General features: G+C 36.9%; 22 protein-coding genes and 1 tRNA gene. 6 read left to right on the top strand and 17 right to left on the bottom strand.

Annotation, left to right across the window (positions count from 1 at the left end):
- Positions 1-4: 4 nt before the first annotated feature.
- The 3 genes from QM524_RS10685 to QM524_RS10675 form a co-directional block, all read right to left on the bottom strand.
- Positions 5-847: a transglutaminase family protein gene (locus QM524_RS10685; RefSeq protein WP_283344576.1), complete on the bottom strand. Its 843-nt coding sequence runs from the start codon at positions 845-847 to the stop codon at positions 5-7.
- Positions 848-1,184: 337 nt separating this feature from the next.
- Positions 1,185-1,925 carry a peptidase gene (locus QM524_RS10680; protein WP_095163533.1) on the bottom strand — a complete coding sequence of 247 codons (741 nt, stop codon included), beginning with the start codon at positions 1,923-1,925 and terminating at the stop codon, positions 1,185-1,187.
- Positions 1,926-2,289: 364 nt separating this feature from the next.
- The gene (locus QM524_RS10675; protein WP_283344575.1) at positions 2,290-3,258 is read right to left on the bottom strand and encodes an alpha-E domain-containing protein; all 969 of its coding nucleotides are present in this window, start codon (positions 3,256-3,258) and stop codon (positions 2,290-2,292) included.
- Positions 3,259-4,039: 781 nt separating this feature from the next.
- Between QM524_RS10675 and QM524_RS10670 the strand changes: the two genes are divergently transcribed.
- The gene (locus QM524_RS10670; RefSeq protein ID WP_283344574.1) at positions 4,040-6,754 is read left to right on the top strand and encodes a TonB-dependent receptor; all 2,715 of its coding nucleotides are present in this window, start codon (positions 4,040-4,042) and stop codon (positions 6,752-6,754) included.
- A gap of 193 nt (positions 6,755-6,947) precedes the next feature.
- The gene (locus QM524_RS10665) at positions 6,948-7,436 is read left to right on the top strand and encodes a Spy/CpxP family protein refolding chaperone (RefSeq protein ID WP_283344573.1); all 489 of its coding nucleotides are present in this window, start codon (positions 6,948-6,950) and stop codon (positions 7,434-7,436) included.
- A gap of 92 nt (positions 7,437-7,528) precedes the next feature.
- Here QM524_RS10665 and QM524_RS10660 read toward each other — a convergent pair whose 3' ends face one another.
- Complete coding sequence (locus QM524_RS10660) at positions 7,529-7,909, bottom strand: hypothetical protein (RefSeq protein ID WP_283344572.1); 381 nt, start codon at positions 7,907-7,909, stop codon at positions 7,529-7,531.
- Between the two features lie 424 nt (positions 7,910-8,333).
- Between QM524_RS10660 and QM524_RS10655 the strand changes: the two genes are divergently transcribed.
- Positions 8,334-8,792 (top strand): hypothetical protein, encoded by a 459-nt coding sequence (locus QM524_RS10655; protein ID WP_283344571.1) that lies wholly within the window; start codon positions 8,334-8,336, stop codon positions 8,790-8,792.
- A 139-nt stretch (positions 8,793-8,931) separates the two neighbouring features.
- Here QM524_RS10655 and QM524_RS10650 read toward each other — a convergent pair whose 3' ends face one another.
- From QM524_RS10650 to QM524_RS10620, 7 genes are all read right to left on the bottom strand, one after another.
- Complete coding sequence (locus tag QM524_RS10650; RefSeq protein WP_283344570.1) at positions 8,932-9,855, bottom strand: sugar phosphate isomerase/epimerase family protein; 924 nt, start codon at positions 9,853-9,855, stop codon at positions 8,932-8,934.
- A 52-nt stretch (positions 9,856-9,907) separates the two neighbouring features.
- Positions 9,908-11,623: a GMC oxidoreductase gene (locus tag QM524_RS10645; RefSeq protein WP_283344569.1), complete on the bottom strand. Its 1,716-nt coding sequence runs from the start codon at positions 11,621-11,623 to the stop codon at positions 9,908-9,910.
- A 150-nt stretch (positions 11,624-11,773) separates the two neighbouring features.
- Positions 11,774-12,760, bottom strand: coding sequence for an alpha/beta hydrolase (locus tag QM524_RS10640; protein ID WP_283344568.1), 987 nt, complete (start codon positions 12,758-12,760; stop codon positions 11,774-11,776).
- A gap of 430 nt (positions 12,761-13,190) precedes the next feature.
- Positions 13,191-14,459, bottom strand: a complete 1,269-nt coding sequence (locus QM524_RS10635; RefSeq protein WP_283344567.1) for a lipoprotein N-acyltransferase Lnb domain-containing protein — start codon at positions 14,457-14,459, stop codon at positions 13,191-13,193.
- A 180-nt stretch (positions 14,460-14,639) separates the two neighbouring features.
- Positions 14,640-15,317, bottom strand: a complete 678-nt coding sequence (gene rsmI / locus QM524_RS10630) for a 16S rRNA (cytidine(1402)-2'-O)-methyltransferase (protein ID WP_095163508.1) — start codon at positions 15,315-15,317, stop codon at positions 14,640-14,642.
- Positions 15,318-15,341: 24 nt separating this feature from the next.
- Positions 15,342-15,572 carry a 4a-hydroxytetrahydrobiopterin dehydratase gene (locus QM524_RS10625; RefSeq protein WP_095163509.1) on the bottom strand — a complete coding sequence of 77 codons (231 nt, stop codon included), beginning with the start codon at positions 15,570-15,572 and terminating at the stop codon, positions 15,342-15,344.
- 221 nt (positions 15,573-15,793) lie between these two features.
- Entirely contained in the window at positions 15,794-16,942 is a 1,149-nt protein-coding gene (locus QM524_RS10620; protein ID WP_283344566.1) for a substrate-binding domain-containing protein, read from the bottom strand.
- Between the two features lie 132 nt (positions 16,943-17,074).
- On the opposite strand from QM524_RS10620, the gene QM524_RS10615 reads away from it, so the two are divergent.
- Together QM524_RS10615 and QM524_RS10610 are read left to right on the top strand one after the other, a co-directional pair.
- The gene (locus QM524_RS10615; protein ID WP_283344565.1) at positions 17,075-18,160 is read left to right on the top strand and encodes a mandelate racemase/muconate lactonizing enzyme family protein; all 1,086 of its coding nucleotides are present in this window, start codon (positions 17,075-17,077) and stop codon (positions 18,158-18,160) included.
- Positions 18,161-18,162: 2 nt separating this feature from the next.
- Positions 18,163-18,918, top strand: coding sequence for an SDR family NAD(P)-dependent oxidoreductase (locus QM524_RS10610; RefSeq protein ID WP_283344564.1), 756 nt, complete (start codon positions 18,163-18,165; stop codon positions 18,916-18,918).
- A gap of 133 nt (positions 18,919-19,051) precedes the next feature.
- On the opposite strand, the gene QM524_RS10605 is transcribed toward QM524_RS10610, so the two are convergent.
- The 5 genes from QM524_RS10605 to QM524_RS10585 form a co-directional block, all read right to left on the bottom strand.
- Positions 19,052-19,849 (bottom strand): DUF3667 domain-containing protein, encoded by a 798-nt coding sequence (locus QM524_RS10605; RefSeq protein ID WP_283344563.1) that lies wholly within the window; start codon positions 19,847-19,849, stop codon positions 19,052-19,054.
- A gap of 224 nt (positions 19,850-20,073) precedes the next feature.
- On the bottom strand, positions 20,074-20,256 hold the full coding sequence (locus QM524_RS10600; protein ID WP_095163513.1) for a hypothetical protein: 183 nt from the start codon (positions 20,254-20,256) through the stop codon (positions 20,074-20,076).
- 236 nt (positions 20,257-20,492) lie between these two features.
- A tRNA-Ser gene (locus QM524_RS10595) sits at positions 20,493-20,580 on the bottom strand.
- Positions 20,581-20,790: 210 nt separating this feature from the next.
- A complete protein-coding gene (gene fabF, locus QM524_RS10590; protein WP_283344562.1) occupies positions 20,791-22,035 on the bottom strand; it encodes a beta-ketoacyl-ACP synthase II in 1,245 nt (414 codons plus the stop codon).
- 151 nt (positions 22,036-22,186) lie between these two features.
- Entirely contained in the window at positions 22,187-22,771 is a 585-nt protein-coding gene (locus QM524_RS10585; protein WP_283344561.1) for a TetR/AcrR family transcriptional regulator, read from the bottom strand.
- A 236-nt stretch (positions 22,772-23,007) separates the two neighbouring features.
- Between QM524_RS10585 and QM524_RS10580 the strand changes: the two genes are divergently transcribed.
- Complete coding sequence (locus tag QM524_RS10580) at positions 23,008-23,454, top strand: hypothetical protein (protein ID WP_283344560.1); 447 nt, start codon at positions 23,008-23,010, stop codon at positions 23,452-23,454.
- Positions 23,455-23,523: 69 nt separating this feature from the next.
- Here QM524_RS10580 and QM524_RS10575 read toward each other — a convergent pair whose 3' ends face one another.
- The gene (locus QM524_RS10575) at positions 23,524-24,780 is read right to left on the bottom strand and encodes an IPT/TIG domain-containing protein (RefSeq protein WP_283344559.1); all 1,257 of its coding nucleotides are present in this window, start codon (positions 24,778-24,780) and stop codon (positions 23,524-23,526) included.
- Positions 24,781-24,900 lie beyond the last annotated feature (120 nt).

Below are 24,900 nucleotides of genomic sequence, written 5' to 3'. Positions count from 1 at the left end.
ATTATTACTCTTCTATTTTTCTTACTGAGACCTCTGCCTTAAATACAGATTGGGCGCTGCCTCTAAATGTACCATGAATTGGCGAAATCAGATTGGGCATTGCAGAAGTAGCTAAAGGAATATGACGTCCCGAAACCAAACAGTTTTGTGTAGGGTCGTAGCCTCTCCAGCCACCACCAGGCAAATATACATTGACCCAAGCATGAAGGTATTGAGGTTGATTGGGGTCACTAAAGTAATAGCCACTCACAAATTTAGAAGCAATACCTAGTGCTCTACACATCGCCATAAACAACACCGAATAGTCGCGACAAGAACCTCTACGCTCCAATAAGGTTTTTTCGGGTGAATAGGCATCACCTTCTTCACGAATTTCGTAGGCAAAAGAGTGTATAAACTTATTGAGTTCAGAAAGAAAACTGCTAGTATCCCAGTTAACACTTGCCGCAATTTGTCGGGCAGTTTGGTCTACATAGGTAGTTACCCCTTTTCGATTTAGGTATGATTGTAAGGAATCATTCAAATCGTTGGCATATTTTATGGGTAGTCTGCTAGATTCAAATGGATGATATATAAATGAATACGGATTAAACTCGGTAACTTCAATGATAGACTCGGCCTTGATGCTCAGATGTCGGGTGTTATTATTGAAGAATACAATATGTTGAATATTATCAGCCGAATCGACATTCTTTGAAATAAAGTCGGGTGTTGGTGAAATTTGTAAGGAATATTGGTCAACCTTGAGATAGGGCCCTTGCTTGGGATGCAGATATAAATAATGTGGTTCGAGTCGAACATCATTACTATAATCGTACAGCAAAGTGTGGGTAATCGCTAGTTTCATAAGATTGTTTGATGAAATGAATCAATAATAATTTAGTGGGCTTATTTAGCAAGAAAAGAGTAAAATACAAGAAAGTACAGATTCAAGTATTTTACTCTTTTTCAACATTTGTTCTATGAAATGGTTTTAGAGCATGTTTAAATTTTATAAGTCAGTCATTAAAATGAAAAATTTTGTATTTATCTCTATGAAATCCTACTGTTTGAGCCGAAGGCGAGTTTAGGATTTCTTGACTTTCTTTTGTTACTTTTCTTGTGTCAAGACAAGAAAAGTAAGGAGTTGAGAAGAGAAATTTTGTTTTTTCAACAAATGCTAAATAAAATTTTTAAATATACTCTTACTGTTCTTGCGAAATCAAGGATTTATCCATGATATTTTGAACCCAACTATCGTTTAGGCTATTCATCGATTCTTTCAACAAGCCTGTCCATTGCTTACTGATACTTTCCATTTCCTCTTTTTCAAGACGATGTTCGATTAAATGGAAACTATTTTTTTGATATACAATTACATCAATCGGATAATCTACATCTGTTGCACTCACCTGAGTGGCATCAAACGACAGGAAGCCTAATTTGATAGCATCTTCCAAAGACGTTTCGTAGGTAAGTCCACGGTTCAATAATGGTTTACCATAATTGGAGTTACCGATGATTTGAAAGCGAAGTCCTTCATTGATTTCAATCCAGTTTCCTTCAGGAAAGACCAAAAACAATTTATGCTCATCATCTTTGGACATTTGTCCACCGATGATTGAGTGAAGATTGAAGTTATAACCTTCCGATTTCAACATTTCTTTATCTTCTTTGGCTACTTTTCGCAACATATCTCCGAAAGCATTAACAGCTTCGAACATATAGTCGAAAGTTACACCCTGTTCTTCGGTCATTCTATTAAAATAGGTAATAGATTTGTCACGTACCGAACGCAGACCCGCTGTCATGATGAACAAAGAGTGTTTCCCAACCTCATGTACTGATACCTTTTTGTTTGAGTACATTTCTGTTCCCGCAGTGATTCTTGTATCAGCAATTGCCACTAGTCCGCCTCGGACCTTAATTCCTAAACAGTATGTCATTTGATTTGTAGTGATAAACATTGTTACAACTTTCTGTAACGAATGTTTTGTGGTTAAATATGTCTCAAGTTTTCCTCAAAAGCCTTTGAATGGGTATCTTAAAAACAATGAATTGTGGATACAGAATGAAGAGATTAAGTTTTGATAATGAGTCAGATAACTACGTCAAAAGATTCTGGTATTAATAATTCTATGATTTTATTTATGAGTGCAAATTACAAAATGTATCTCCTATATCTTTCTGTTGCTTTTTAGTAGACAAGAAGATATTTGGTTGATTTACAGATGCATAATGAGAAGCCATTCCCTTAAAAGCATGACAAAGATAAAAAAACTTGAGACTAAGCACTAATACTCGGATGTATTATTCGCTTACAACGGGTTTTAAGTCGAAGTAGGTTTCGAAAATCGCGCGACCAACACCATTGTTTTTGGTTTGGAATTCATCAAGATATTGGTGCAAGCCCTTTTCAAAAATATCTTCAATTTCTGTAAATTCTACTTCAGAGCGCAAACGACTAATAGCTTTTTCGGCTTCGTTAGAATAACCATTTGTTACGGATGTGCCAGATATTTCGTACAGAGATAATTCTGCCTGACGCAAACAATGCATCACAGAGCGAGGAAAGCGTTTATCCAACAACAAGAATTCAACAATTTTGGTAGGGTTCATCACTGGGTATTGCTGACGGAACATATTATAGGCGCTCACCGAACGTAGTACCGCTGACCATAACATCAAGTCAAGAGGCGAACCGATCGACTCGATACTTGGCAATAAGGTAAAATATTTTACGTCCAAAAAGCGAGTAGTTTTATCAGTACGTTCAATCAATCTACCTAAGCGACCAAAATGCCAGCCTTCGCCACGTGTAATGGTAGAGTCTACGATACCGTAAAACAATTGACTACCAGTTTTGATATTTTCCAAAAAGCCTTGATACTGTGATAGTTCCCAAGATTTACTTTCGTGAGTAGCATTTTTGACAGTCCAATAAATCTGGTTGACATATTCCCACATTTCCTTTGAAATACTCTCGCGAATAGTACGAGCATTTTCGCGGGCATTTAGCAAGCATGAAAGAATAGAGTTCGGGTTGCGAACATCAAAGGTCATGAAATAAAGGATATTTTCACGCGTAGGTTCGTCGTAATGCTCCCTAAAAATAAAGTGGTCAGCAGTAGCAATGATTAAAGGTTCCCATTGTTCAGGTACATTGGGAGGCAAGTCAAGCGCCAAGTTGAAGTTTACAGAAATAAAACGAGCATAATTGTCGGCACGCTCAATGTAGCGATTCATCCAATAGATAGAATTAGCAACTCGACTTAGCATAAGTTTCTAGGATTAAGTTGGAAAATTGTTTTTGATTAAAAGCTCATGGAACCTTTAAGTATAAATGCTTAATTATTTTATGAGTTCTTGAATCACCCAAATAAAATTAAGTTATTTTTGCAAAAAACCAATGTTTGTAAAATAAAAAACTGTGAAATGCCGAATAAATAAATTTTAATTTGGACATACTAGATAATAATTTAGATTATTTGGTTGTTTGAAACATTTCACGAAATTTTTGCAGTAATTTTTTACTGATTTACTTGATTAATATTCTGAAATTTTACGTAATTGCGAAAGAATATTAATGGATGCTTAATATTTGCTTTAATATAACCTTTTCTAAATTATATGATAAACACTTTACTAACTACTCAATTAACCCCAAATGAGTACAAATTCACGTTGTATTCCAGATTGGGAGCTTTGTTTCTACTCAACTGTACAGTGGTGTATATATTCGGTCATTAAACTTTTGGCAAGTTAACTTTTATCTTTCTCAATTCTTATCTCTAATATAATCGAATTCCGTTTTTCGGTTTCTATTCATTGATTTTCATCAATGACTTTAAGTGCTATTTTTCGACTCTAGCTTTGGGCTAGGTGATTTTCTTGTTGAAAAAATTGGATAATCGAGCTTCAAATTTTGAAGCTATGAGGTCTCTATTTTTAATTTTTCATCATTGAATACACCAATCTGTCATGTTGTTACCCAACGCTACCTAGTAATCTGGAATCATTTATCATTCATACTATAATCTTAACTAAATTAATTATTAACATGACTAAAAGACTCTTTACTCTTTTGTTTGTAATGCTGTTAACAAATGCTGTAATGGCTCAGTTCAGCGTGAAAGGTATCGTAAAGGATGCCAAAACTAATGCTCCAATGCAGGGTGTTACAGTATCGGTAGTGGGCAAAGCTATTGGAACAACTACAAGTTCGGGTGGTGAATATGTGCTTAAACTCAGCAAAGGAACAGCACAGGTTAGATACTCATTTGTAGGATATGGCTCTGTAACTAAGTCTATTACAATTTCGGCTTCGGATGTTACGGAAGACGTGAGCTTGGATCCTTCGACAGATCAACTGGCAGAGGTAGTTGTTGTAGGTAGCCGTGCATCTCAACGTACTTCTACTGATACGCCATTACCGATTGATATTTTGTCGGCACAAGAGTTGAAAACTACTGGACAAACATCATTTGATAAAGCATTGCAATATCGTGTGCCTTCATTTAATACCGTAAGTACTCCAGTAAACGATGCAACTTCATTGCTTGACCCTTACGAAATTCGTAACATGGGACCAAGCCGTACCTTGATTTTGATTAATGGTAAGCGTAAAAACACCTCAGCCTTGATGTATATCCAAACATCACCAGGCCGTGGAGAAAGTGGTGCAGATATCGCTGCTATTCCTCAGCAGGCAATCAAACGTGTGGAAATCTTGCGTGATGGAGCTTCGGCACAATATGGTTCTGACGCGATTGCAGGGGTAATGAACATTATTTTGAAAGATAAATTTGAATATGGTTCTGCTACATTAAGTTTGGGGACTACACATAAAGGAGATGGAAACAGTTTAAGTTTTGCGGTTAATAATGGCGCTTCTTTTGGTGAAAAAGGATATCTTAACTACACCATCGAATTTAATAGAACTACTTTAGCCAACCGTCCCGGAATGGTAAGCGCTGAAGCTGAGGCAGATGCAAACTTAGGTTTTGATGCACCTTTAGCAACTGTTAAAAGCTTTTTGGCTCAAAAACCAGATGCAGGTAATATCAACGGACAGCCTGAAAACACTGCAGCTAAATTTTTGATTAATGGAGGTTTTCCTTTAACGGATAAGGCAGAATTGTATTTTAATGGAGCCTACGTATACAAGAAAGTAAATTCGTTTGCTAACTATCGTACGCCATATTGGAGAACTACTGATGATGGTTTATTGACACCAGCAGGACAGCCTTATATGGGTTATGTACCAACATTCCAAGGTGATTTGAATGATTACAATGCAACTATCGGCTTGAAAAGTACACATAATGGTTGGAGTACAGATTTGAGTTTTACAACAGGTGGAAACAAACAATTGTATACTGTTTCTAATTCAAGAAATAGAGATTTGGGTAAAAATTCACCAACTTACTTTAAGCCTGGAGGCTATCAATTTACAAACAACATTGGCAACATTGATGTTTCAAAACAGTTATCAGATAAATTGAGCTTTGCTTTTGGTTCTGAGTTTAGAATGGAAGAATTTACAGTTTATGCAGGAGATACAGCCTCGTACTTTGGTTCTGGAGCTGATTCATTTCCAGGAACTAGGCCAGGAAATGCTGGTATATTCTCACGTTTCAACTTTGGTGGGTATGTGGATTTGAGTTATGATTTCACCAAAGATTTCTTGGTTAATGGTACTGTACGTCAAGAACGTTATAGCGATTTTGGAGATGCAACCGTATACAAAATAAGCTCACGTTATAAATTCAATGATGATAAAATTACGCTTCGTGGCTCATTCTCAACAGGTTTCCGTGCACCATTATTGCACCAAATCTACCAGCAACAAGCTCAAGCGAGTTTTGTGCCTGGACAAGGTATTCAAACAAAAGGTATTGTAAACAACGTATCTCCTCAAGCATTTGCATTAGGTGTACCAAAGTTGACGCCTGAGAAATCAACAAACTTTACATTAGGTTTGGGTTATAAGCCAAACAAGAACTTGAGTGTTACCCTCGACTATTACAACATCGTTGTGAAAGACCGTATTGTGTTAGGTTCTGAAATCTCTGGTACAGCAAGTGGAAAAACAGCCTTAGATCAAATCTTGGTGAAAAATGGTATTGTAGCAGTAAGTTTCTTCTCTAATGCCTTGAATACAGTAACTTCTGGTTTAGATTATGTAGTGTCTTTACGCAATATCGAATTGGGTTCTGGTAAATTAGCTGTAAACTTGGCTGGTAACTATACATTTGAAAATAAGTACACTTCTATCACAAATACTAAATTAATTGCAGATGCAGGTAAGTCTGTATTTGATAGAACTCAAGATGCATTGTTGTTCCAATCAAGACCAAAATACAAAACAATCTTAGGTTTGGATTATACGGTAAAAGGCATCAATATCAACTTGAACAATACATTGTTTGGTACTACTCATTTCCACCAAAATGGTTTGGATGCAAATACCGATACAGAATTTGTGCCTGCTGTTTTGACAGATTTGGCAATTTCGTTACCACTTTCAAAAGATATTACCTTCAACTTCAATGTTAACAATATCTTGAATGTGATGCCAAAATGGGATTTCATCGACTTGAAAACAGGTGTTAGAACTCGCTATGATGTAAACAATAACGTACCTTCTCAAAAGTACTTCGATCAATACAATTTGATTACTTTTAACGGTCGTTATTCAAATGTTACTTATGATGGTTCGCAGTTTAGCCAGCTAGGAACTACTTTCCAAGCTAGTTTGAATGTGAAGTTCTAGACAAAGATAATTTGGTAGCCATCTGTGAAAGCAGATGGCTTTTTTGTTTTAGAAATAGAAAACAAAAGAAGAAACTGCAAAAAGGGGCTTTTAGTCTTTTTTTTATGCGATTTTGTCGCATACTATATGAAAGTTCACTGTATATACATATTTTTGCTACTGATTCTATTGCAATAATCACAAGAACAAAACAATGTCCGTTACAAAAAAAATACTCGCTGCGCTCTTGATGGGAGCAGGCTTGTTTATATGCTCAACAAATGATGCTGACGCCCAATATGGCGGAGGCTATGGTGGTGGATACGGCGGTGGCTTTGGCGGTCGTCGATTTGGTAGCGGTATACCGCAGGCTGGTCAGGGTGAGGAACGTAAAAGAGACAATACGCCAGATCCAGAAAAGATTGCAGAAGAGGAAACTCGTTGGATGACCAAGAAATTGAGTTTGAACGAGGAACAACAAATGAAAGTCGAGGATATCAACATCAAATATGCTTTCCAACGATTGGACATGTATGAAGCGATAAAAAAGGCTACTAACAATGGAACAACTCCTCCTTCAGAAGAAACACGAATTAAACTTCGTGAGCAAATGCAAAAAATGAAGGCTGATAAAGATAATGATTTTAAAGCCGTTTTGACTCCAGAGCAATATGAGATATATCTCAAAAAGCGTAAAGACTAGGTCACGGCAAAAGACTTTTTGATTGAGAAGTTTAAAGAGGTTTATACAGCAAAGTCACTCCTAGCTTAGGAGTGACTTTCTTTTTGTATTTACTACAAACTCTCTGATAAGAACCTTCTGAAATCTGTTTTATTTTCAGACCAAATTTTTTCAAAGACTGCTATCTTATCTCTGAGCTCAACCAAATCATCAAACAATACTCGGTCGCCAGCAGGATTACCTTTTACTTTATCCCCCAAAGTGTTGTCTGTAATTTGTAACTCGTGCGATAATTCGTCGTTTACTTCGTCTTGTCTGATAAAAATACTTTCAAAGTGGCCTACCTTCATTTTGATTTCCTGAGCGGTATTTTGTGCTGAAACAGAAGCAAGCTGATCTTGAAATGTTTTTAACTCATCTTTTACAAAATTTACTTTGCTCTTCCACTCATTGATTTCTGTGTGCAATTCGGTGATATGCTTTTTGGTACTCATGGTTTATAATGGTTTTGGGTACAATGATGCTAATGTTACGCCTGAATAAAAGTCAGTTACTATTCAGTTGGATGAAGATTTGAGATGTTTTTGATGATCAATAAGCGAATCTTCTGAAGCAAAGTTGTATCTATTTTGAGATAGGAGGTATGAGAACGGTCAGCAAAAAAGCCAACCTTACTCAGTTATAAATACTTCAGGAAAAGAGACTATATCCTAACAAAATCCTATTATTGAATAAATAATTTGAGAAGTTAGTGAAAGGGTATTTTAAAGATATTGTATTGTTTATCAAATTGTTAAATTTGAGTATTGTGAAAACTTGTAAGAATTGAGAGGCGGGAAGTTGTCTTAATTTACTTATATTTGTACTAAAAGTTTCTTATTACCGTTTACAAGAAAATATCAAATCAAATAATTTTTTATGAAGCATTTAGCCCTTGTCCTCGTAGGATTGTTATTAGTTATCTCATCTAGTTGTAAAAAGAATAACGTTTCTACAAAAACTAACACTGAAAAATTGACTGCCAAAGTATGGATGGTTTCCGAAGTTTCTTCAACAGGAGGCTTGGTAGTAGTGTACAAAAGAGATTTGGCCAGTAATGGATATGATTTATCAAAAGTGCGTTTGGAGTTTCTTACAAACGGAACAATTCGCGGTGTAGATAACAATGGAAATACCTCGACAAGTGGTACTTGGAAATTTGTGAATAACGAGACGCAAATCGAAATTTCAGGAATCAACTTCGCAGGAATCAACTTTGGTACGATTGCAGTAACTCGCTTAGAGGATGCTAACTTCGACTTTAAAGGAACAGCATCAATTCCTCAGTTGGGTATTCCTTCAACTGATGCAACGGTGAAAATGATTCCAGCAAACTAATATTTAGTGAGTTAGGGTTTATGATTGAGTGATTATTTTATCACAATTTCATTATCCCAAATTAAAAATCCCCACAGAACAAAATTTATTTGTCTTGTGGGGATTTTTAATTATAAGAAGGGCTATCGTATATCTTCTGCTAATATGGTAAAAACTGTTTTAGATAGTTTCTTGCAGTTAGAATAGCTTTTTCAATATCTGCACTTGAACCTTCGTAGGCTTTATCCTCTACTTCAATAACAATCGGTCCACGGTATCTAACATCATTGAGTGCTGAAATGAATTTTCCCCAATTGATGTCTCCAAGTCCAGGGAGTTTTGGCGAATGGTATTCCAAAGGATTTGCCATAATGCCAACTCTGTCCAGTTTTTCTTTATATACTTTGGCGTCTTTCAAGTGAATATGATGTAAGCGCTCAGTGTAATCATAAATCGGGCGGCAGTAGTCCATTTGTTGCCATAACAAGTGCGAAGGGTCATAGTTTAGCCCTAGCGTTGCTGAAGGAATAATGGTAAACATTTTGTCCCAAATAGCTGGAGTGGTAGCTAGGTTTTTGCCCCCTGGCCATTCGTCGTCAGTAAAAAACATTGGACAGTTTTCAATCCCTATTTTTACGCCGTTATCTTCTGCTAGTTTGACAATCTCTGGCCAAACTTCCTTGTATTTATCAAGGTTGTAAGCAACATTTTTCGAAATATCTCTTCCTATGAATGTATTCACTATAGGAACTCCCAATTGCGCTGCCGCCAAGATGATTTTCTTGATGTGGTCTTGAAAAAACTTAGCCTGCGTTTCATTAGCATCTAATGGATTGGGATAATAACCCAAACCAGAAATATAGATTCCTTTGGCCGCTACATATTGTTTGATATAGTCAATTTTTTCTGGAGTCAAAGATTCAACGTCGATGTGCGTAACTCCTGCATAACGTCGAGCATCGGCATTGCCTGCTGGCCAACACATAATTTCAACACATTTGAATCCGTTTGCTGCCACAAAATCTATGGCTTGTTCGAAGGTATTATCCGCTAAAATGGCACTTACAATTCCTAAATCTAACATGTTTTTGGAGGTTTTATCTTAGTTTTTTATTTGGATATTTTTATAAAGAGCGTTACAAATTTTTCTTTTTAAGTTCACTGACAGCAAAATTCACAGCTCTGGCAGTTAGTGCCATAAAGGTCAACGAAGGGTTTTGATTGCCTACCGACGTCATTGCTGCACCATCCGTTACAAATACATTTTTGCAGTGATGTAATTGATTATGAGCATTGAGCATAGATGTTTTTGGGTCTTTTCCCATACGTACGCCACCCATTTCGTGAATGTCTAGCCCAGGAGACTGTTTGGTATCGTACATGAAAATATCTTTTATGCCTGATTTTTCCAATATTTCACTAGCTTGATGATGAAAATCTTGCACCATCTTAGTGTCGTTAGGCTCGTTGTACCCCACAGAGGTGATTAATTGAGGGATTCCCCATGCATCTTTATGCTCAGTTGATAGACGCACATGATTTTGCTCCTGCGGAACGGTTTCGCCTTGCATCATTATAAATACACCCCAAGGACCTACTTCCGTAGATTCTCTTTTAAAGTCAGACCCAAATGCATCGCTATGAATGTTACGATTCCATCCAGTTCGATAAGCCGAAAAAGCGACCATATAGCCTCTTAAGAAATCCGTTTCTTGTTTACGCAAGTTTCTGAAAGAAGGCATAAAAGCTGTAGTCGGGCGTCTGCCTAGATAATACTCTTTGTCAAAACCTTCATAGGTGCCGCCTCCAGCACCTCGGTAGTTGTGAAACGCTACGTATTTCCCAAGAATACCATTATCGTTGCCCAAGCCATTTGTGAAGCGATTCGAGGTCGAATTTAATAGAATCAAATTGGTATTTAAACAAGCAGCATTGACAAAGATTATTTTGGCGTAAAACTCTGTCATTTCTTTGGTTTGAGTATCGATGACTCTCACGCCCGAAGCTTTTTGTTTTTTTTCATCATAAATAATTGAATGAACTACCGAGTGAGGTCGTAAGGTGAGATTACCTGTTTTGGCAGCCCAAGGTAGGGTAGAAGAGTTACTGCTAAAATACCCACCATACGGACATCCCCTATAACATAAGTGTCGAGCTTGACATTGCCCTCTACCTTGCTTGAGGTGAATCTCTTTAGGCTGAGTCAAATGTGCACACCTACCAATAATTACCTGACGGTCGAGGTAGCTTTGTTTGACTCTTTGTTGAATATGTTTTTCGAGACAATTGAGTTCCCAAGGAGGTAAAAACTCACCATCAGGAAGGCTATCAATGCCATCTTTATTACCACTAATTCCTACAAATTTTTCAACTTTGCTATACCAAGGAGCTAAATCTTTGTATCGTATTGGCCAATCCACCGCAAAACCATCTCGAGCTGGTCCTTCAAACTCAAAATCACTCCAACGTTGTGTCTGACGAGCCCAAATCAGAGACTTTCCGCCAACTTGATAGCCACGAATCCAATCGAATGGTTTTTCTTGAACATACGGATGTTCGTGGTCTTTGACAAAAAAGTGTGATGTAGCTTCGTCATAGGCATAGCAACGCTTCACTATAGGGTCTTTTTCTTGTTCTGCTAATGGAATTCTACCATGATGGGGCATATCCCAAGGGTTGTACATGGCAGTTGGGTAGTCTTCAATGTGCTTAACCTCTCGACCACGCTCAAGGACAAGCGTTTTGAGACCAGCTTCACAAAGTTCTTTTGCTGCCCAGCCACCACTAATCCCAGAGCCAACAACGATGGCATCATAGGTTCTTGATTTGTTGGAAGTAATATTCAAATTCATCTTTTTGAAAATTGGGAGTTTATTTTCTAGTTTTATAAAATGGGGTAGAGGAAAAAAGTTGACTTAAATAAAAAAGGAATAGCTTTTCATTCCTGAATTTAAGCTATTCCTTCAATAAAATGTTGTGGGGCTATAAGGTAAATAGAGGGATTATTTATCCAGAAAACCTTTTATGTGGGCAATCATTTGATCTGATTGACAGGAGGTTGCCATGTGTCCACAGTTGCCCTCTAACAAAACCAATGGGCACTTGAGTATTTTTGAAAGCTGAATAGCAGCTAACGGGTTGACCATTTGGTCTTCTGGAGCCACCAAAATCATGACCTTAGCCTTTACCAAAGGAGCTATTTCTTGTGGTGTTTTTCCTTGATAAATATCCTGCTGGAGCATGGCACGTAACTGCGATGCCCAGTCATAAGCATTGAGTGTTTGGGCTTCTTTTTCTAATTTACCAATCAATTCTGGATAGGTGGTGGTTGGCGTATTCTGGGCTCGATACGAAGGTGTCCAAAGATGCATTTGATGTAGCGCGTTCACCGATGCCATCGCTTCAGGGCTATAATTGCCCCGCTCAATCAGATTCAATTGAAGATTCCAGAACAGTTTATCATAGCTACTTTGCTGGGGTGAACCAATAATTGGAACTATCTTATCCATGTAATCAGGATAACTGAGCATCCATTGGAAAGTTTGCATACCACCCATAGAAATACCTGTGACTGCGTATAAATGAGATAGTTTGAGGTGTTCGCTACTCAATTTATAACTTGCTACCACCATATCTCGAATATTGAAAGTTGGGAAAAGTTGATTTTTTTGTGAAGTGCTATTAGAAGGTGAAGACGATACACCGTTGCCAAGGGCATCTACTATAATGACAAAATATTTGGTACTATCCACGAAGCTTTTGGGATCGGCTACGAAAGATTTCTGTTGGCTATTTCCTGTAAACCAAGTAGGAACTAATACGGCGTTGGATTTGCTTGCATTCAGTTTACCAAAAGTTCGATAGCCAATATTACAATCTTTAATAACTTGACCATTTTCGAGTTTGAAATCGCCAAGATGATAAAATTTTTGTTGAGCTGTAGCCCAATTAGCAAGCCCACACAAGAGTAGGAAGAGGATTTTTTTCATAGTTGGTAAAAGAAGTTATCGGTTAGTTGTTTTTATCGGTTATTGGTTAGTTGTATATCAGAGAGTTATGGTAAAAGTGTATCTCGAAAATACAATTAAGTAATCATGCAGAACAAGATTTAAGTTATGTGCTTAGGCAAAAGGCAGCAGGCGCAAGGCAAAGATTGTTAAATTGTTTTTAGTAACGATAGATATGTATTTGCCGAATGCCCATAGCTGAAAGCCGAAAGCTAAAGAAAACAAAGAGATTTTTATTAAATTAAAGAGCCTTTTTGCATAATACCTACAGCCTATAGCCTAGCAATTAAATCTAGCTAAACGAAAAGTTTAACTCACAATTCACTCAATAAAAAAAGGGATTAAGGATTTTGTCCTTAATCCCTTAAAACTTTGATAGTTTTTGGGAAATGTGTCCTTGACCTAGACTGAATTATTCTTCATTGTCGTAATTGATTACCTGCATCTTGCGACCTTTGATAACCTTACGGAATTTGTTCATTGTCAAGCGGTGTTCACGTTCGAAGCCTACATGATACATGGATCTTACTAAAAGTGTAAGAACAATAAGTACTAATTCAATCATGTAAGGAGCTACGAAAACCAAAGCTAGTGCTGAGGCCACACCCGTTACTACAAAATAATACACATACCAATCCTCACCATTTTTTTCTCTTAATCTAAAAATTAGAGGCAAATGAAAAGGCAATGCCCATAAAATATTCTTATTATTCTCTGTTACTCCATGATTAGTCCCGAACCATAAAAATACTAAAATCCAACCAATAAAACCAGCAATGCTGAATAGTATTTTATCTAATTTATAACCTTTTTGTCGTCTTTTCCAATGGTCGTAAGTTTTCCAACAGGTAAACAATAAAACCATTAAGAAAAAGAATGCAGGTTGTAAGAAAAACGGCATTGGTTTTACTTCCTCTTTTACTAATGGAAATAAAGGTGCCTCTGTATCAACTAAATAGCGAAGAACTCTGTGGGTCATTCTTTTAGCTGCGCCTAAACTTCTGTGCAAGTTGGCAGGAATATAATTTGCTTCAAATTGAGTCGTGCGTTCATCCGCCTCAGAACCCAATGCTATATTCATCGCGACTGCTGGCCAACGCATATCTCCAGCATAAAGTGACTTATTCATCCATTGTCTGAATGTCGTATCACTCATAGTTTGCAAATTTGCAAAGTGTACGCTGTCAGTACATGCTACTACAATTGCTTCACGTACACGAGTGGCACAGTTGTCTGTAAAGAATTTATATTGATAGATGCGTTTTGCTGGGTCGTTATAGGTTTTGTCCAGCTCATCAAGAATTCGCTGTTTTTGAGCTAGAGCCATATCTAATACTTGCTCGCTCATGCCACGCTTCATATACTGGTAGTAGGCGATGTAATCACCAATAGGACGATACTCCATTTTGTAGGGCAACGTTCCTTGGATAAATTTCCAGTAAAAATTAGGGGTGCTAAAATCGTATACACCCCAATTATAGGCACGGTCAATGCCATTAGCTGGGTCATAAATCCATAGGAGAGAGTGCCCAAAAACATCATTCAACTCTTTACCCGGGTCGATTGTAATGACACTTACTTTAGCACTTTCTGAAAGTTTCTGAGCATTGGCTGACAGGAAACAACTACCCAGAAAACAAAATAATAAAATAATTTTAGATAGAATGTTGAGGTTTTTCATGTAGTTGAGGTTTTGCAATGGCGATAAATACACCCGTAAGAGTTGTATAAAAACCAGATGGTTCAATTCTAACAATACAACTCAAAAGGAATAGACTCTATTTAATTTTGGCTTTGGTTTCTGTAAATTATTAATATTTACTGAAAAATAGAAACCAAATGACAGGTAATTACCGAAAAATTATTCTTTCCCTGCAATTACCAAAACGATTTCACCTTTAATCGTATTTGGATTTTCTTGATAGTGTTTCAAAACTTCTGCCAAGGTGCCTCTAATATTTTCTTCAAACATTTTGGTCAATTCTCGTGACACACAAGCTTGGCGATCAGCACCCAAGTATTCTCCTAGTTGTTCAAGGGTCTTAATTAAACGATGCGGAGATTCGTAAAAAATCATCGTACGCTCTTCGTTTTGAAGATTTTGTAAGCGCGTTTGGCGTCCTTTTTTATGTGGTAAAAATCCTTCAAAAGTGAAGCGGTCAGACGGTAGTCCCGAATTGACGAGTGCTGGAACAAAAGCCGTGGCTCCTGGGAGACATTCAATTTCTAATCCTTGTTTCAAACACTCACGAACCAATAAAAACCCAGGGTCTGAAATCGCAGGTGTGCCCGCATCAGATACAAGGGCAAGATTTTTCCCTTCTTTCAACATTTTGATAATACCCGCGGTACTGTGGTGCTCGTTGTGGGCATGGTGTGCAAAAAGAGGCTTAGAAATGCCCAAATGCTTTAAAAGCATACCAGAATTGCGAGTATCCTCTGCCAAAATACCATCTACTTGTTGTAGTATTTTAACAGCACGAAGGGTAATATCATCAAGATTGCCAATGGGAGTTGGCACTAAATACAATTTACTCATTAGTTCAATGTCCAATAATAATCTTTATAAAAGTGCATCTATTGCCTTAGCCAAGGCATGATCTTTCTCCGTAACGGTATTACCAGCATCGTGAGTAGTAAGCTCGATGGTAACTGTATTCCAAACATTCGACCACCACGGATGATGATTATGTTGTTCGGCTAAAAGTGCCACACGGGTCATAAAGCCAAAAGCTTCTGAAAAATCCTTAAACTGAAAAGTACGTTGTAATTTTTGGTCTTTTTCTATCCACATAGTCGATGAAGAGGGCTAAATGCAAAAGGGATGCTTAATCAAGCCCGAAGATACTTGATTTTTGAGGGAAAATGATGATGTCGAGGGAAAAATAGGGTAAAAATAGGGAACAGGCACCAAGGCATAAAGTGACATAGTGTTTTCAGAATCTTTTACGAGCTTTTTAAACAAAGTAAATTTTACTTTCAATCACTCTGTGCCTGTTGCCTGTTCCCTCTTTTTTATCCCCCCATTTTCTTTCGCCATTCCAGAGGCGTTATGCCTTCTGATTGTGAAAACCATCGACTAATATGACTATGGTCGTTGAAACCCAACTCAAAGGCAATTTCTTTTATACTCTTATTGGTGGAAAGTAATTGTTTGAATCGGGAGAGTTTGCGTACTTGTATTTCTTGGAAAATAGAATGCCCAATCGCTTTTTGAAATTTCTGATTTAATACTTTCAAAGAGCTATTGCTTGCCTGTACAACGTCTTGTACTTCAATAGCTTTATGAATATTAGCAGAAATAAATTGTATTACCTTGTTTACTTCCTTATCAGTAATAGCCATTGTATCTGTGGAGCTTCGTTCGATAACTTCTAGGGCTTCGGTTAAAATAATGGGTTTCTCTGGCGCTTTACCTTGCAACATATGGCTTAGCGTGGAGCAAATGTTGAAAGCTGTACTCTGATGATTGCGAGCAATGCTCGAAAGATTAGGATATGTAATATTACAAATTAATTCATCGTTATCTATCCCTAATACTGCTATTTCATGCGGTACTTTTACTTGTGCTATCGAACAAGCATTGATTAAAATTTGCCCAAAATCATCGTTACAACATAAAACACCCGTGGGTTTAGGAAGAGATTTTATCCAAGTAATCAAACTTTCAAAATTGTAAGAAAGTACATCTTCTTCATTCCCTTTGAGTAAAAATGAGCTAAACTGTGCCTTCGAAGAAATAGCCATTTCCTGAAAAAACGCCTTTCTTTGTAAAGACCATTCTAGGTTTTCTATTCCTAAAAAAGCCAAACTTTTGAATCCCTTTCTGGTAAAATATTGGATGGCTAACTGAGCATCTGATAAATAATTTCCTTTTACATACGGAATACCCTCCACATGATTGACTGAAGTAACCTGAATAATGGGAATGCCCAATGGCGCCATTGGGGCAATATCTTCACTATTTTCTAAAATACAGGCATCTGGTTGTACCGACTGAATCAGATTGATTCTATTGTTTGCACGATGGTTTTTTAGAAAATAAGCGGGTTCAAAAATAATATCCCAATGACTTATCTGATTGTTGTAATCATAAATGCCACGCAACAAATCACGACTATAACCCCGATTGGATTCAAGATGGATAAATACTTTGTGAGACATGGCTTTTTGTTTTGAAGAATACTTTTCCAAAAATACATTATTAGGAAATAATTGGCGATAGAATAACCAAAAATGGTGTTCTATTGTCAACTTTAGCTTTTTACTTTTGTGAAAAATCAAAAAGTAAAAACCATGAGTTCTTCTGTTAATATTAGAGATTTTAAATTGTACAAGGCGGTTGCGCCCTTGAAAAAGCCAATTGCTGATGCGACACATACGCTACACGAAATTTCGTTTTTGGTATTGCGTCTACAGCTCGAAAATGGTGTTATTGGCGAATCTTATCTGCTTTCATTTCAATATTCACCTTATGCCATTCAAGGGGCTTTTAGAGATTTATTACCACTAGTAAAAGGCTATGCAGCGTATGAAACGGGAAAAGTTTACCAAAAATTAGACGAAGCCAACGAATATTTTGGCAATCAAGGTATCAACCGTTGGGTGCAGGCCGCCGTCAATATTGCCATGTGGGATGCTTGGGGAAAATGTTTGAATCAGCCTGTAGGCAAACTTTTGGGAACCTATCGTGATAAATGTGCGATCTATGGAAGTGGTGGCTGGATTTCTTATACGATTGACGAGCTAGTTGCCGAAGTGACAGATTATGTATCTCGTGGTTTTCAGGCTGTAAAAATCAAAGTGGGCAATCCTGATTGGCGTACAGATTTGGAGCGATTGAGAATAGTTAGAGAAGCAGTGGGTAGTCAGGCAAATATCATGATGGATGCAAATCAGGGTATGAAGTTGCCTTCGGCATTACAATTGGCAAAAGCAGCGCAAGATTTGAATATCTTTTGGTTTGAAGAACCGCTTCACCATCAGGATTTTGAAGGATATAAGGCACTCAAACAACAAGCGGGCATATCTTTAGCGATGGGCGAGCGTGAATATGATACCTTACCATTGGTGGAATTATTGAAGCGAAATGCATTGGATATTTGGCAACCCGATATTCTCAGAATTGGTGGAGTAGAAGCTTGGCGAGAGTCTGCCTTATTGGCTAATAGTCATCATATTCCTGTTTTACCACATTATTACAAAGACTACGATGTGCCTTTGGTTTGTTCAATTCCCAATGGAGTAGGCGTAGAGTCCTTTGATTGGATTGACCCATTAATCGATAATCCGATGACAGTAAAAGATGGCTTTGCTTATCCACATCAAGGAGCAGGCTGGGGATTCAATTTTGTCGATGATACTTTAGAACTGATTTTTTAGGTATGAATATTTTTTCATTAAAAGGCAAAAGAGCTTTGGTGACAGGCGGAGGTACTGGTATTGGATTAGGAATCAGTAAAGCGCTCATCGAAGCTGGAGCCGAGGTAATTATTACAGGACGAAGAGAAGAAGTTTTACAAGATGCTTTTAAGCAACTTGGAGAAAATGCTCGATATCGTATTTTCGACGTAACTCACAAAAAGGAAATTCCAGCATTTATTCAAGATTTAGAAACTCAATTTGGTGGTATAGATATTTTGGTTAACAATGCAGGAATACACTTGAAAAAGTTTTCAAATGAAACAACCGATGAAGAATTTGAAAGTATCATCCAGACCAATTTACTGTCAGTCTTTTCCCTTACTCGAGAATGTGCCAAATACATGGCGCAACGCAAAGGCGGAGTCATCTTATTTATTGGTTCAATGGCAGGGATATTTGGCATAGACCGTGTCTCTGCCTATGGAACCTCCAAGGCAGCGCTGACAGGTTTGATGCAAAATCTAGTAACGGAGTATTCTAAGGATTTAATTCGAGTAAATACCATTGCTCCAGGTTGGATAGAATCCCCCATGTTTTTGAATGCCATCAACGCAGATTTAGCAAGAAAAGAAAAAATCACCAACCGCATAGCCATGCCAAGTTATGGTACACCTGCCGACATAGGGCATACTGCGGTGTTTTTAGCTTCAGATGCAGCACGATATATTACAGGTGTTGTATTACCCGTAGATGGTGGCGCATCAGTTAATTTTTAACAAAAAACCTGATTCAAGTTTCTCGGATCAGGTTTTTTGTTTTTTGATTTTAACTTATGGCATGCAAACCATGCAAAGTGTTGATAATTTAAAAAACATTCAAAATTTACAACTCATCTTTCAGTACTAATGATTATTTTGGTTTGGCGTATTCCAATACTGCTTTATCCACAAATACTCCATAAAGTATAAATGCGATAGTAGAAACAACAACCACAAGTATATAGGTTAGTAGCGTGAGCGCTAAAACTGCTAGAATTTTAACAATTATCTTCTTTAGTGGGATCTGATTGTAAAAACCTTTGAAAAACCACATTAAAATAAATGGAAGGATCAAAAATGTACTTTGTGAAACAAGCATCATTTTTTCTGGATTTTGCCTAAAAAGAAAGAGTATTGGGTACATGACTATGAGACTTACAATGGTGTAATAAGACACCACATAAGAGTTCATCACAATATGTTCATAGTAATTATGCCCCAGTTTTTTAAATGGAATTCTGGTAATAAAAGCAAAAACGGGCAATAGGAAAATCATGAGTATTGCATAATAACTTGAAATTACCGTAAAAATATCCGACATGAATTTTGAATTAATGTGCTGCTGCTCGGTATATTTTCTCATGATATCGTTAAAATTCAATAAACTAACTGATACAAATATTGAAATACCAGCCAGCACAAAAGTAAGTGCGATAGGTTTATAATGATCAACTCGGTTGCCATCTACATACTCACGAGCGGTTTTGCCGGGATTACGAAGAATTTTTAACACTGAATAGAAAAAGCCTTTGTTGACATCGACAAAGATGTCTTGAATCTCTTCCAAGACATAAGCTCGATTAATTCTTTTGTATCTTCTTTGACCACAGTTAGGGCAGAAGTTTCCTGTGATGGCTTCTTTGCAGTTTCTACAATTTTCTTCAAGCATAATGTTTCAATTTGAGTTTTGGAAAATGAGTATTTTCCTGAGTAATAGGTTACACAGGTTTTAATAATGGAGGAGGAAAATTAGATTTTGCTTCAAAACAAATCTGTCGTAAAGCCGAGTAGACATTGTTATAGATAAAATGCCAGCGGTTGAGATTTTGAAGGTTTAAGGTTTAAAGTATTCATAAAGGACGGTTTAAAAATGTATTGAAATGGAGCTCCTTATTATTCATTTTCCTTTTTGCCCTTAAACAGAAAGTATAATCCCGCTGTCAAGGAAATACCATAAACAATGTCGAGATAGGGTCTTTTAAAGGTTAAGGTCGCAAAGTCGAAATCCTTGTAAAGACCAGTGCCAATAATAATGACAACAAGGAGCATCGGAAAATTTACATTTTGGTTTTTCATCTTGAGTTTTTTTTAGAGATAATTAAATAGAAATCGCACTAGAATCGAAGCTGAAATTTTACTGGAAGATATTGCCATGTAGGAGATGAGCATAGAAATCAACTCTCTTTTGGAAATTTGAAAATATAAAATAGTAGAGGTAAATTCTAATAAAACTCTCAGTTTTTATCTATTCAAAACTAGAATAATGGATAAGGCTTAAAACAAAAAAGCCCACCGTAATGGTGGGCTTTTCTTGGTAGAGAGCGAGGGATTCGAACCCCCGAACCTGTTACAGTCAACAGTTTTCAAGACTGCCGCAATCGACCACTCTGCCAGCTCTCTGTGTTTTGATGATGCAAAATTAGTCTTTTGGACAATACGAAGCAAACTTTTTTTGAAACTTCAATTGAAATATTTCCTAAGGAATCACTTAAAGTTTTAGTAGTATTTTCGTAATCAGAATATTACGAGGAGGGGTAAATCTTGAAAAAAAATGAAAATATTTTTGAAATAGTCACTAGCGAGTACTTAAAAACTCGCTAGTAATGCTTATTATGCCTCAAATTTTTTGAAAATAGAGGAGGCTGTATGTCCTCCAAAACCAAATGAATTGTTTAAAGCATATCGAATTGGCTTCTCTAATTTTTCTCCTAAAACTATTTGAAGATTCTGAGGAATCTCTGGGTCTAAGTCCGTAACATTCATCGTAGGAGGGATAGTATCATGCTGAACAGCCATTACGCAGTAAATACTTTCAATAGCTCCCGCAGCACCCAATAAGTGCCCAGTCATAGATTTTGTAGCTGAAATAGCCGTGTTGCTGTTGCCAAAAATGGCAGAAATCGCTTTTATTTCACTCAAATCGCCTACACCTGTTGAGGTGGCGTGTGCATTGATATAGTCAATATCTTCGGGGTTTAATCCTGCATCTTTTAAGGCATTGAGCATTCCCAATTTTGCGCCCAAGCCGTCGGGAGATGTACCTGTAAGATGATAGGCATCTGCTGCCATACCACCTCCAGCAATTTCCGCCAAGATTGTTGCTCCTCTTTGCACAGCATATTCATAATCTTCCAAGATTAAAGCGCCTGCGCCTTCACCTGCTACAAACCCTGTCCGATTAACATCAAATGGTTGTGAGGCTGAACTTACATTGTTTTTAGATAGGGCTTGAGCTGCTCCAAAGCCACCGATCGTACCAGGCGTAATAGCCGCTTCTGAGCCACCAACAATCATTACTTTGGCGCGCCCCAACCTAATATTATCAAGGGCATTGATTATGGCAGTATTCGAGGAGGCGCAAGCAGAAACAGTACAATAATTAGGTCCTAACAAACCATTTCTGATTGAAATAACGCCAGCAGCAATATCTACAATCATTTTTGGAACAAAATATGGATTGAATCTTGGCGTGCCATCGCCTGTAAAGAATTCTTGTAATTGATCCTCAAAAGTTTGCATACCACCTTGACCAGTTGCCCAAATTACACCTATTTCGGCTCTTTGGGCTTCAGTCATTGTGGCAAATTGCAATTGCGATTGTTGAATCGCCTGTTCACTCGCTGCCACGGCATATTGAGTAAACAAATCGTATTTACGAATTTCTTTTTTCTCAAAATAATCGAGCGGATTAAAGTTTTTAACTTCACCTGCTATCTGAGTTTTAAATTTGCTTGCATCAAATTTGGTAATGGGGCCAATGCCCGAAGTACCTTTGAGACTATTTTCCCAAAAACTAGCAACATCATTTCCCAAAGGAGAAATAACACCGAGTCCTGTGATTACTACGCGTTTCATAATGCTGAATTTAAGGCATTAAATGCCTGTTCTGGTGATTGAAGATAAAGTTGAAATAAAGAATTGGTTAATCCAACATCTACTTCATATTGTGCTTCATTTGAATACTTTACAAAAATGTACCGTTCGGTATATTTTTGTGTAAAAAAAATTATAACGAGTTTATTAAATTTTCAACAGTCTTCATCAGACTTTGCATATAGTCTAATTTACCACTGACTTTGGTAAGCATAACAGCTCCTTCAATGATGGCTATAATTTGCAGCGCTAAATCTTCTGCTTTGCTTTCTGAACGAAATTCTCCTGCTTTTATACCTTCATTGATTAAAAATATTAGGGTATTTTTCCAAGAATTAATCGCTTTGCTAACCTCTTCACACATAAATGGAAGTGTGTCGTCTACCTCGATAGCGGTATTAAGAATCACACAACCGCCCACAGGAAACCTAGGGTCATTAAATAAAGTATAGATTCGTGGGTAACAAAGAATCTTACCTCTAAAGGTTGATTCTCTTGCCATTTCTTCTGCAACAAGGTTGGTAACCTTTTTGAAATTATAGCGAAATACTTCAAGCGCAACTTCATCTTTATTTTTGAAGTTGCCATAAATACTTCCTTTAGTCAGCCCAGTAGCCTCCGTCATATCCAGTAAAGAAGTAGCCGCAATACCTTTGGTATTGAAAAGAGTTGCGGTTTTCTCTATGATAAACTGTTTGGTTCGTTCGGCTTTCCCCATGACTAAGCAAATACTTAATAAATTTCATGAAGTAAAAATATACCGTTCGGTATTATTTTGCAACTATTTTTTGTTTTTTAGAAAGAAAAATACATATCTCCTTTAACTGAAGAGTGTAAATTGTAATAATTGAAAGTTTTAATTGTATTTTATTTAAAATGTGATAAATTAGTGATGAAGACGAGCGCTGTTTCGTCCTTCAAAAAATTAGCGTGTCAACCTAAATATAGAAACAAATGAAAATACTTGCTTACTTATCTATTGTGCTCGTAGGACTTGTATTTAGCGCCTGTCAGCGTGAGGTTCAGCCGTATGTCTTATATTATAGCAGTGCGCAATTCAAAACGCAACAAGGAGATACTTTAGCGTCTTTGAAGACAATCAAAAATGGGATCATCTTTAATAAAAATATCACATTGGTGATGCGAGATGGAAGTCGTAAAGAAATATCGAAGGAAGGACTTTGGGGTTATTCACAAGGTGATAAAGTGTATCGAAATTATGGAGATAGGTTTATACGGGTAGTTACGCCATATTCAGATAGTACTATAAAGTATATGGCGGATAGAAGTGTTACTTTTTGGACATCCAATGGCAATCGAACCATGAATCAAGTGATGTTATTATATAGTAAAGACTTGGATTCAAAAGTTTATCTATCTCAAAGAAAGGCGAAGAGGTAGAAACCTAAAACAGCCTAATCTCTTCGAGGAGATTAGGCTGTTTTACATTGATAAAAGTGATTGATGATTTTATCTAACAATTATTTGAGATATAAGTGAAAATGAGTTAGCTGATGGTTCTCTTACCACTATTTGCTTGAAGTTAAACATGTAATTGGCAAATGGGGAATAAGTATCTTGATTTGTACTATACACATCACCATCAAATACTGTAAAAGTTGTTGATTCTGGTGAGTCTCTGTAACTACCTTTAGCTATACCATTCTTCCAAAATTTTGTACGAAATCCAGATATACTATCAATCGTCGCTGAGACATAAACATCATTAACATCGAGTTGAACCACTGAACTTGCAACAACAGTTTTTTCAATCTCCGTAGGTAGTCCATTTTTCCATAACACTAAATTCCTGACACGATTATTTGGATCGGTTGTTACTCCTCCCAACATATATAAATTCCCATTCTGATATTTCATCGATGAGATACCAGTTGAAAGAACATTGGTTGTTCCTTCTAATCGCATTGGAATACCATTTTTCCATAAATAATCGTCGTTATAATATCTAGTAGCGCTGACATATACATCGTTATTGACAACTAGCAAATCAGTGGGATAACCATCGGGTAAGGTAATGGAGTGAATGATTGTCCCATTTTTATAAACATTGAGATTATTTTTAGGTAATTCTTGAGCTGAAGTGAAAGTAGTAAAGTATAAATCGCCGTTACTTACCAATACCTCTCTGATACTTACAGAATAAGGCGGATTAAAGGAGTAAATTTCCTTTCCATTTTTGAGTAATTTGGCAGATTTCCTATAGGTGGAAGGAGGGATGAATGTTCCTTCTCCTGTCATAATATAAATGTCATTTCCATTAATATATAGTCCCGGAAAAGTAAAGCTGTCACCTTGAAGAATAACAGAAGGAACCCCATTTTTCCATAATCTGAAAATTGAATTTGGAAGTCGCTCTAATTCTGCTAGAAACACATCAGGAGTATAACGGATAGTGTCAGAGTTTGCTTCTCCATTTTTATTTTTAACTGTAATGGTGGTTCTTTTGACTTTTACCTCAGGAACTAACACAGTAAGTGTGGTTTTTGAAGCATTTACTATGGTCGCCTCGACACCACTCAAATGAACTTGATTGTTGGATTTAATTTCGTCAAAATTTTCACCTGTTATCGTGATTTGATCGCCGAAATGCAGATTAGTTTGTGATACATTTTTAATGGATGGGGTAACTAAACTATTGGGGTCTTCCGCCAGTTTGCAAGAACTCAAAAATGTGATAGAAGCAATGAAGTATAGATACTTTTTCATGGTAAAATAAGTTAGTATAAATGTTAAGATTCAGATATTTAGGTCACAAAATAGGTAATTTAGTTTCATCTTGAGTTAAAAACAAAAAAGCCCACCGTAATGGTGGGCTTTTTCTTGGTA

Origin of the sequence: Flectobacillus roseus, from assembly GCF_030056595.1 — a bacterium.
In the GTDB taxonomy this organism is placed as follows: Bacteria; Bacteroidota; Bacteroidia; order Cytophagales; family Spirosomataceae; genus Flectobacillus; species Flectobacillus roseus.
Note: the sequence above shows the minus strand (reverse complement) of the source record. Positions and strands in the feature narration are given on the sequence as shown.

Coding starts and splice junctions, on each gene's coding strand:
- QM524_RS10685 (WP_283344576.1), bottom strand. CDS start 847: ATGAAACTAGCGATTACCCACACTTTGCTGTACGATTATAGTAATGAT.
- QM524_RS10635 (WP_283344567.1), bottom strand. CDS start 14,459: ATGAAAAACCTCAACATTCTATCTAAAATTATTTTATTATTTTGTTTT.
- QM524_RS10660 (WP_283344572.1), bottom strand. CDS start 7,909: ATGAGTACCAAAAAGCATATCACCGAATTGCACACAGAAATCAATGAG.
- QM524_RS10605 (WP_283344563.1), bottom strand. CDS start 19,849: ATGCTTGAAGAAAATTGTAGAAACTGCAAAGAAGCCATCACAGGAAAC.
- QM524_RS10610 (WP_283344564.1), top strand. CDS start 18,163: ATGAATATTTTTTCATTAAAAGGCAAAAGAGCTTTGGTGACAGGCGGA.
- QM524_RS10675 (WP_283344575.1), bottom strand. CDS start 3,258: ATGCTAAGTCGAGTTGCTAATTCTATCTATTGGATGAATCGCTACATT.
- QM524_RS10625 (WP_095163509.1), bottom strand. CDS start 15,572: ATGTGGATAGAAAAAGACCAAAAATTACAACGTACTTTTCAGTTTAAG.
- QM524_RS10645 (WP_283344569.1), bottom strand. CDS start 11,623: ATGAATTTGAATATTACTTCCAACAAATCAAGAACCTATGATGCCATC.
- fabF (WP_283344562.1), bottom strand. CDS start 22,035: ATGAAACGCGTAGTAATCACAGGACTCGGTGTTATTTCTCCTTTGGGA.
- rsmI (WP_095163508.1), bottom strand. CDS start 15,317: ATGAGTAAATTGTATTTAGTGCCAACTCCCATTGGCAATCTTGATGAT.
- QM524_RS10600 (WP_095163513.1), bottom strand. CDS start 20,256: ATGAAAAACCAAAATGTAAATTTTCCGATGCTCCTTGTTGTCATTATT.
- QM524_RS10580 (WP_283344560.1), top strand. CDS start 23,008: ATGAAAATACTTGCTTACTTATCTATTGTGCTCGTAGGACTTGTATTT.
- QM524_RS10670 (WP_283344574.1), top strand. CDS start 4,040: ATGACTAAAAGACTCTTTACTCTTTTGTTTGTAATGCTGTTAACAAAT.
- QM524_RS10640 (WP_283344568.1), bottom strand. CDS start 12,760: ATGAAAAAAATCCTCTTCCTACTCTTGTGTGGGCTTGCTAATTGGGCT.
- QM524_RS10655 (WP_283344571.1), top strand. CDS start 8,334: ATGAAGCATTTAGCCCTTGTCCTCGTAGGATTGTTATTAGTTATCTCA.
- QM524_RS10615 (WP_283344565.1), top strand. CDS start 17,075: ATGAGTTCTTCTGTTAATATTAGAGATTTTAAATTGTACAAGGCGGTT.
- QM524_RS10575 (WP_283344559.1), bottom strand. CDS start 24,780: ATGAAAAAGTATCTATACTTCATTGCTTCTATCACATTTTTGAGTTCT.
- QM524_RS10650 (WP_283344570.1), bottom strand. CDS start 9,855: ATGTTAGATTTAGGAATTGTAAGTGCCATTTTAGCGGATAATACCTTC.
- QM524_RS10620 (WP_283344566.1), bottom strand. CDS start 16,942: ATGTCTCACAAAGTATTTATCCATCTTGAATCCAATCGGGGTTATAGT.
- QM524_RS10585 (WP_283344561.1), bottom strand. CDS start 22,771: ATGGGGAAAGCCGAACGAACCAAACAGTTTATCATAGAGAAAACCGCA.
- QM524_RS10680 (WP_095163533.1), bottom strand. CDS start 1,925: ATGACATACTGTTTAGGAATTAAGGTCCGAGGCGGACTAGTGGCAATT.
- QM524_RS10665 (WP_283344573.1), top strand. CDS start 6,948: ATGTCCGTTACAAAAAAAATACTCGCTGCGCTCTTGATGGGAGCAGGC.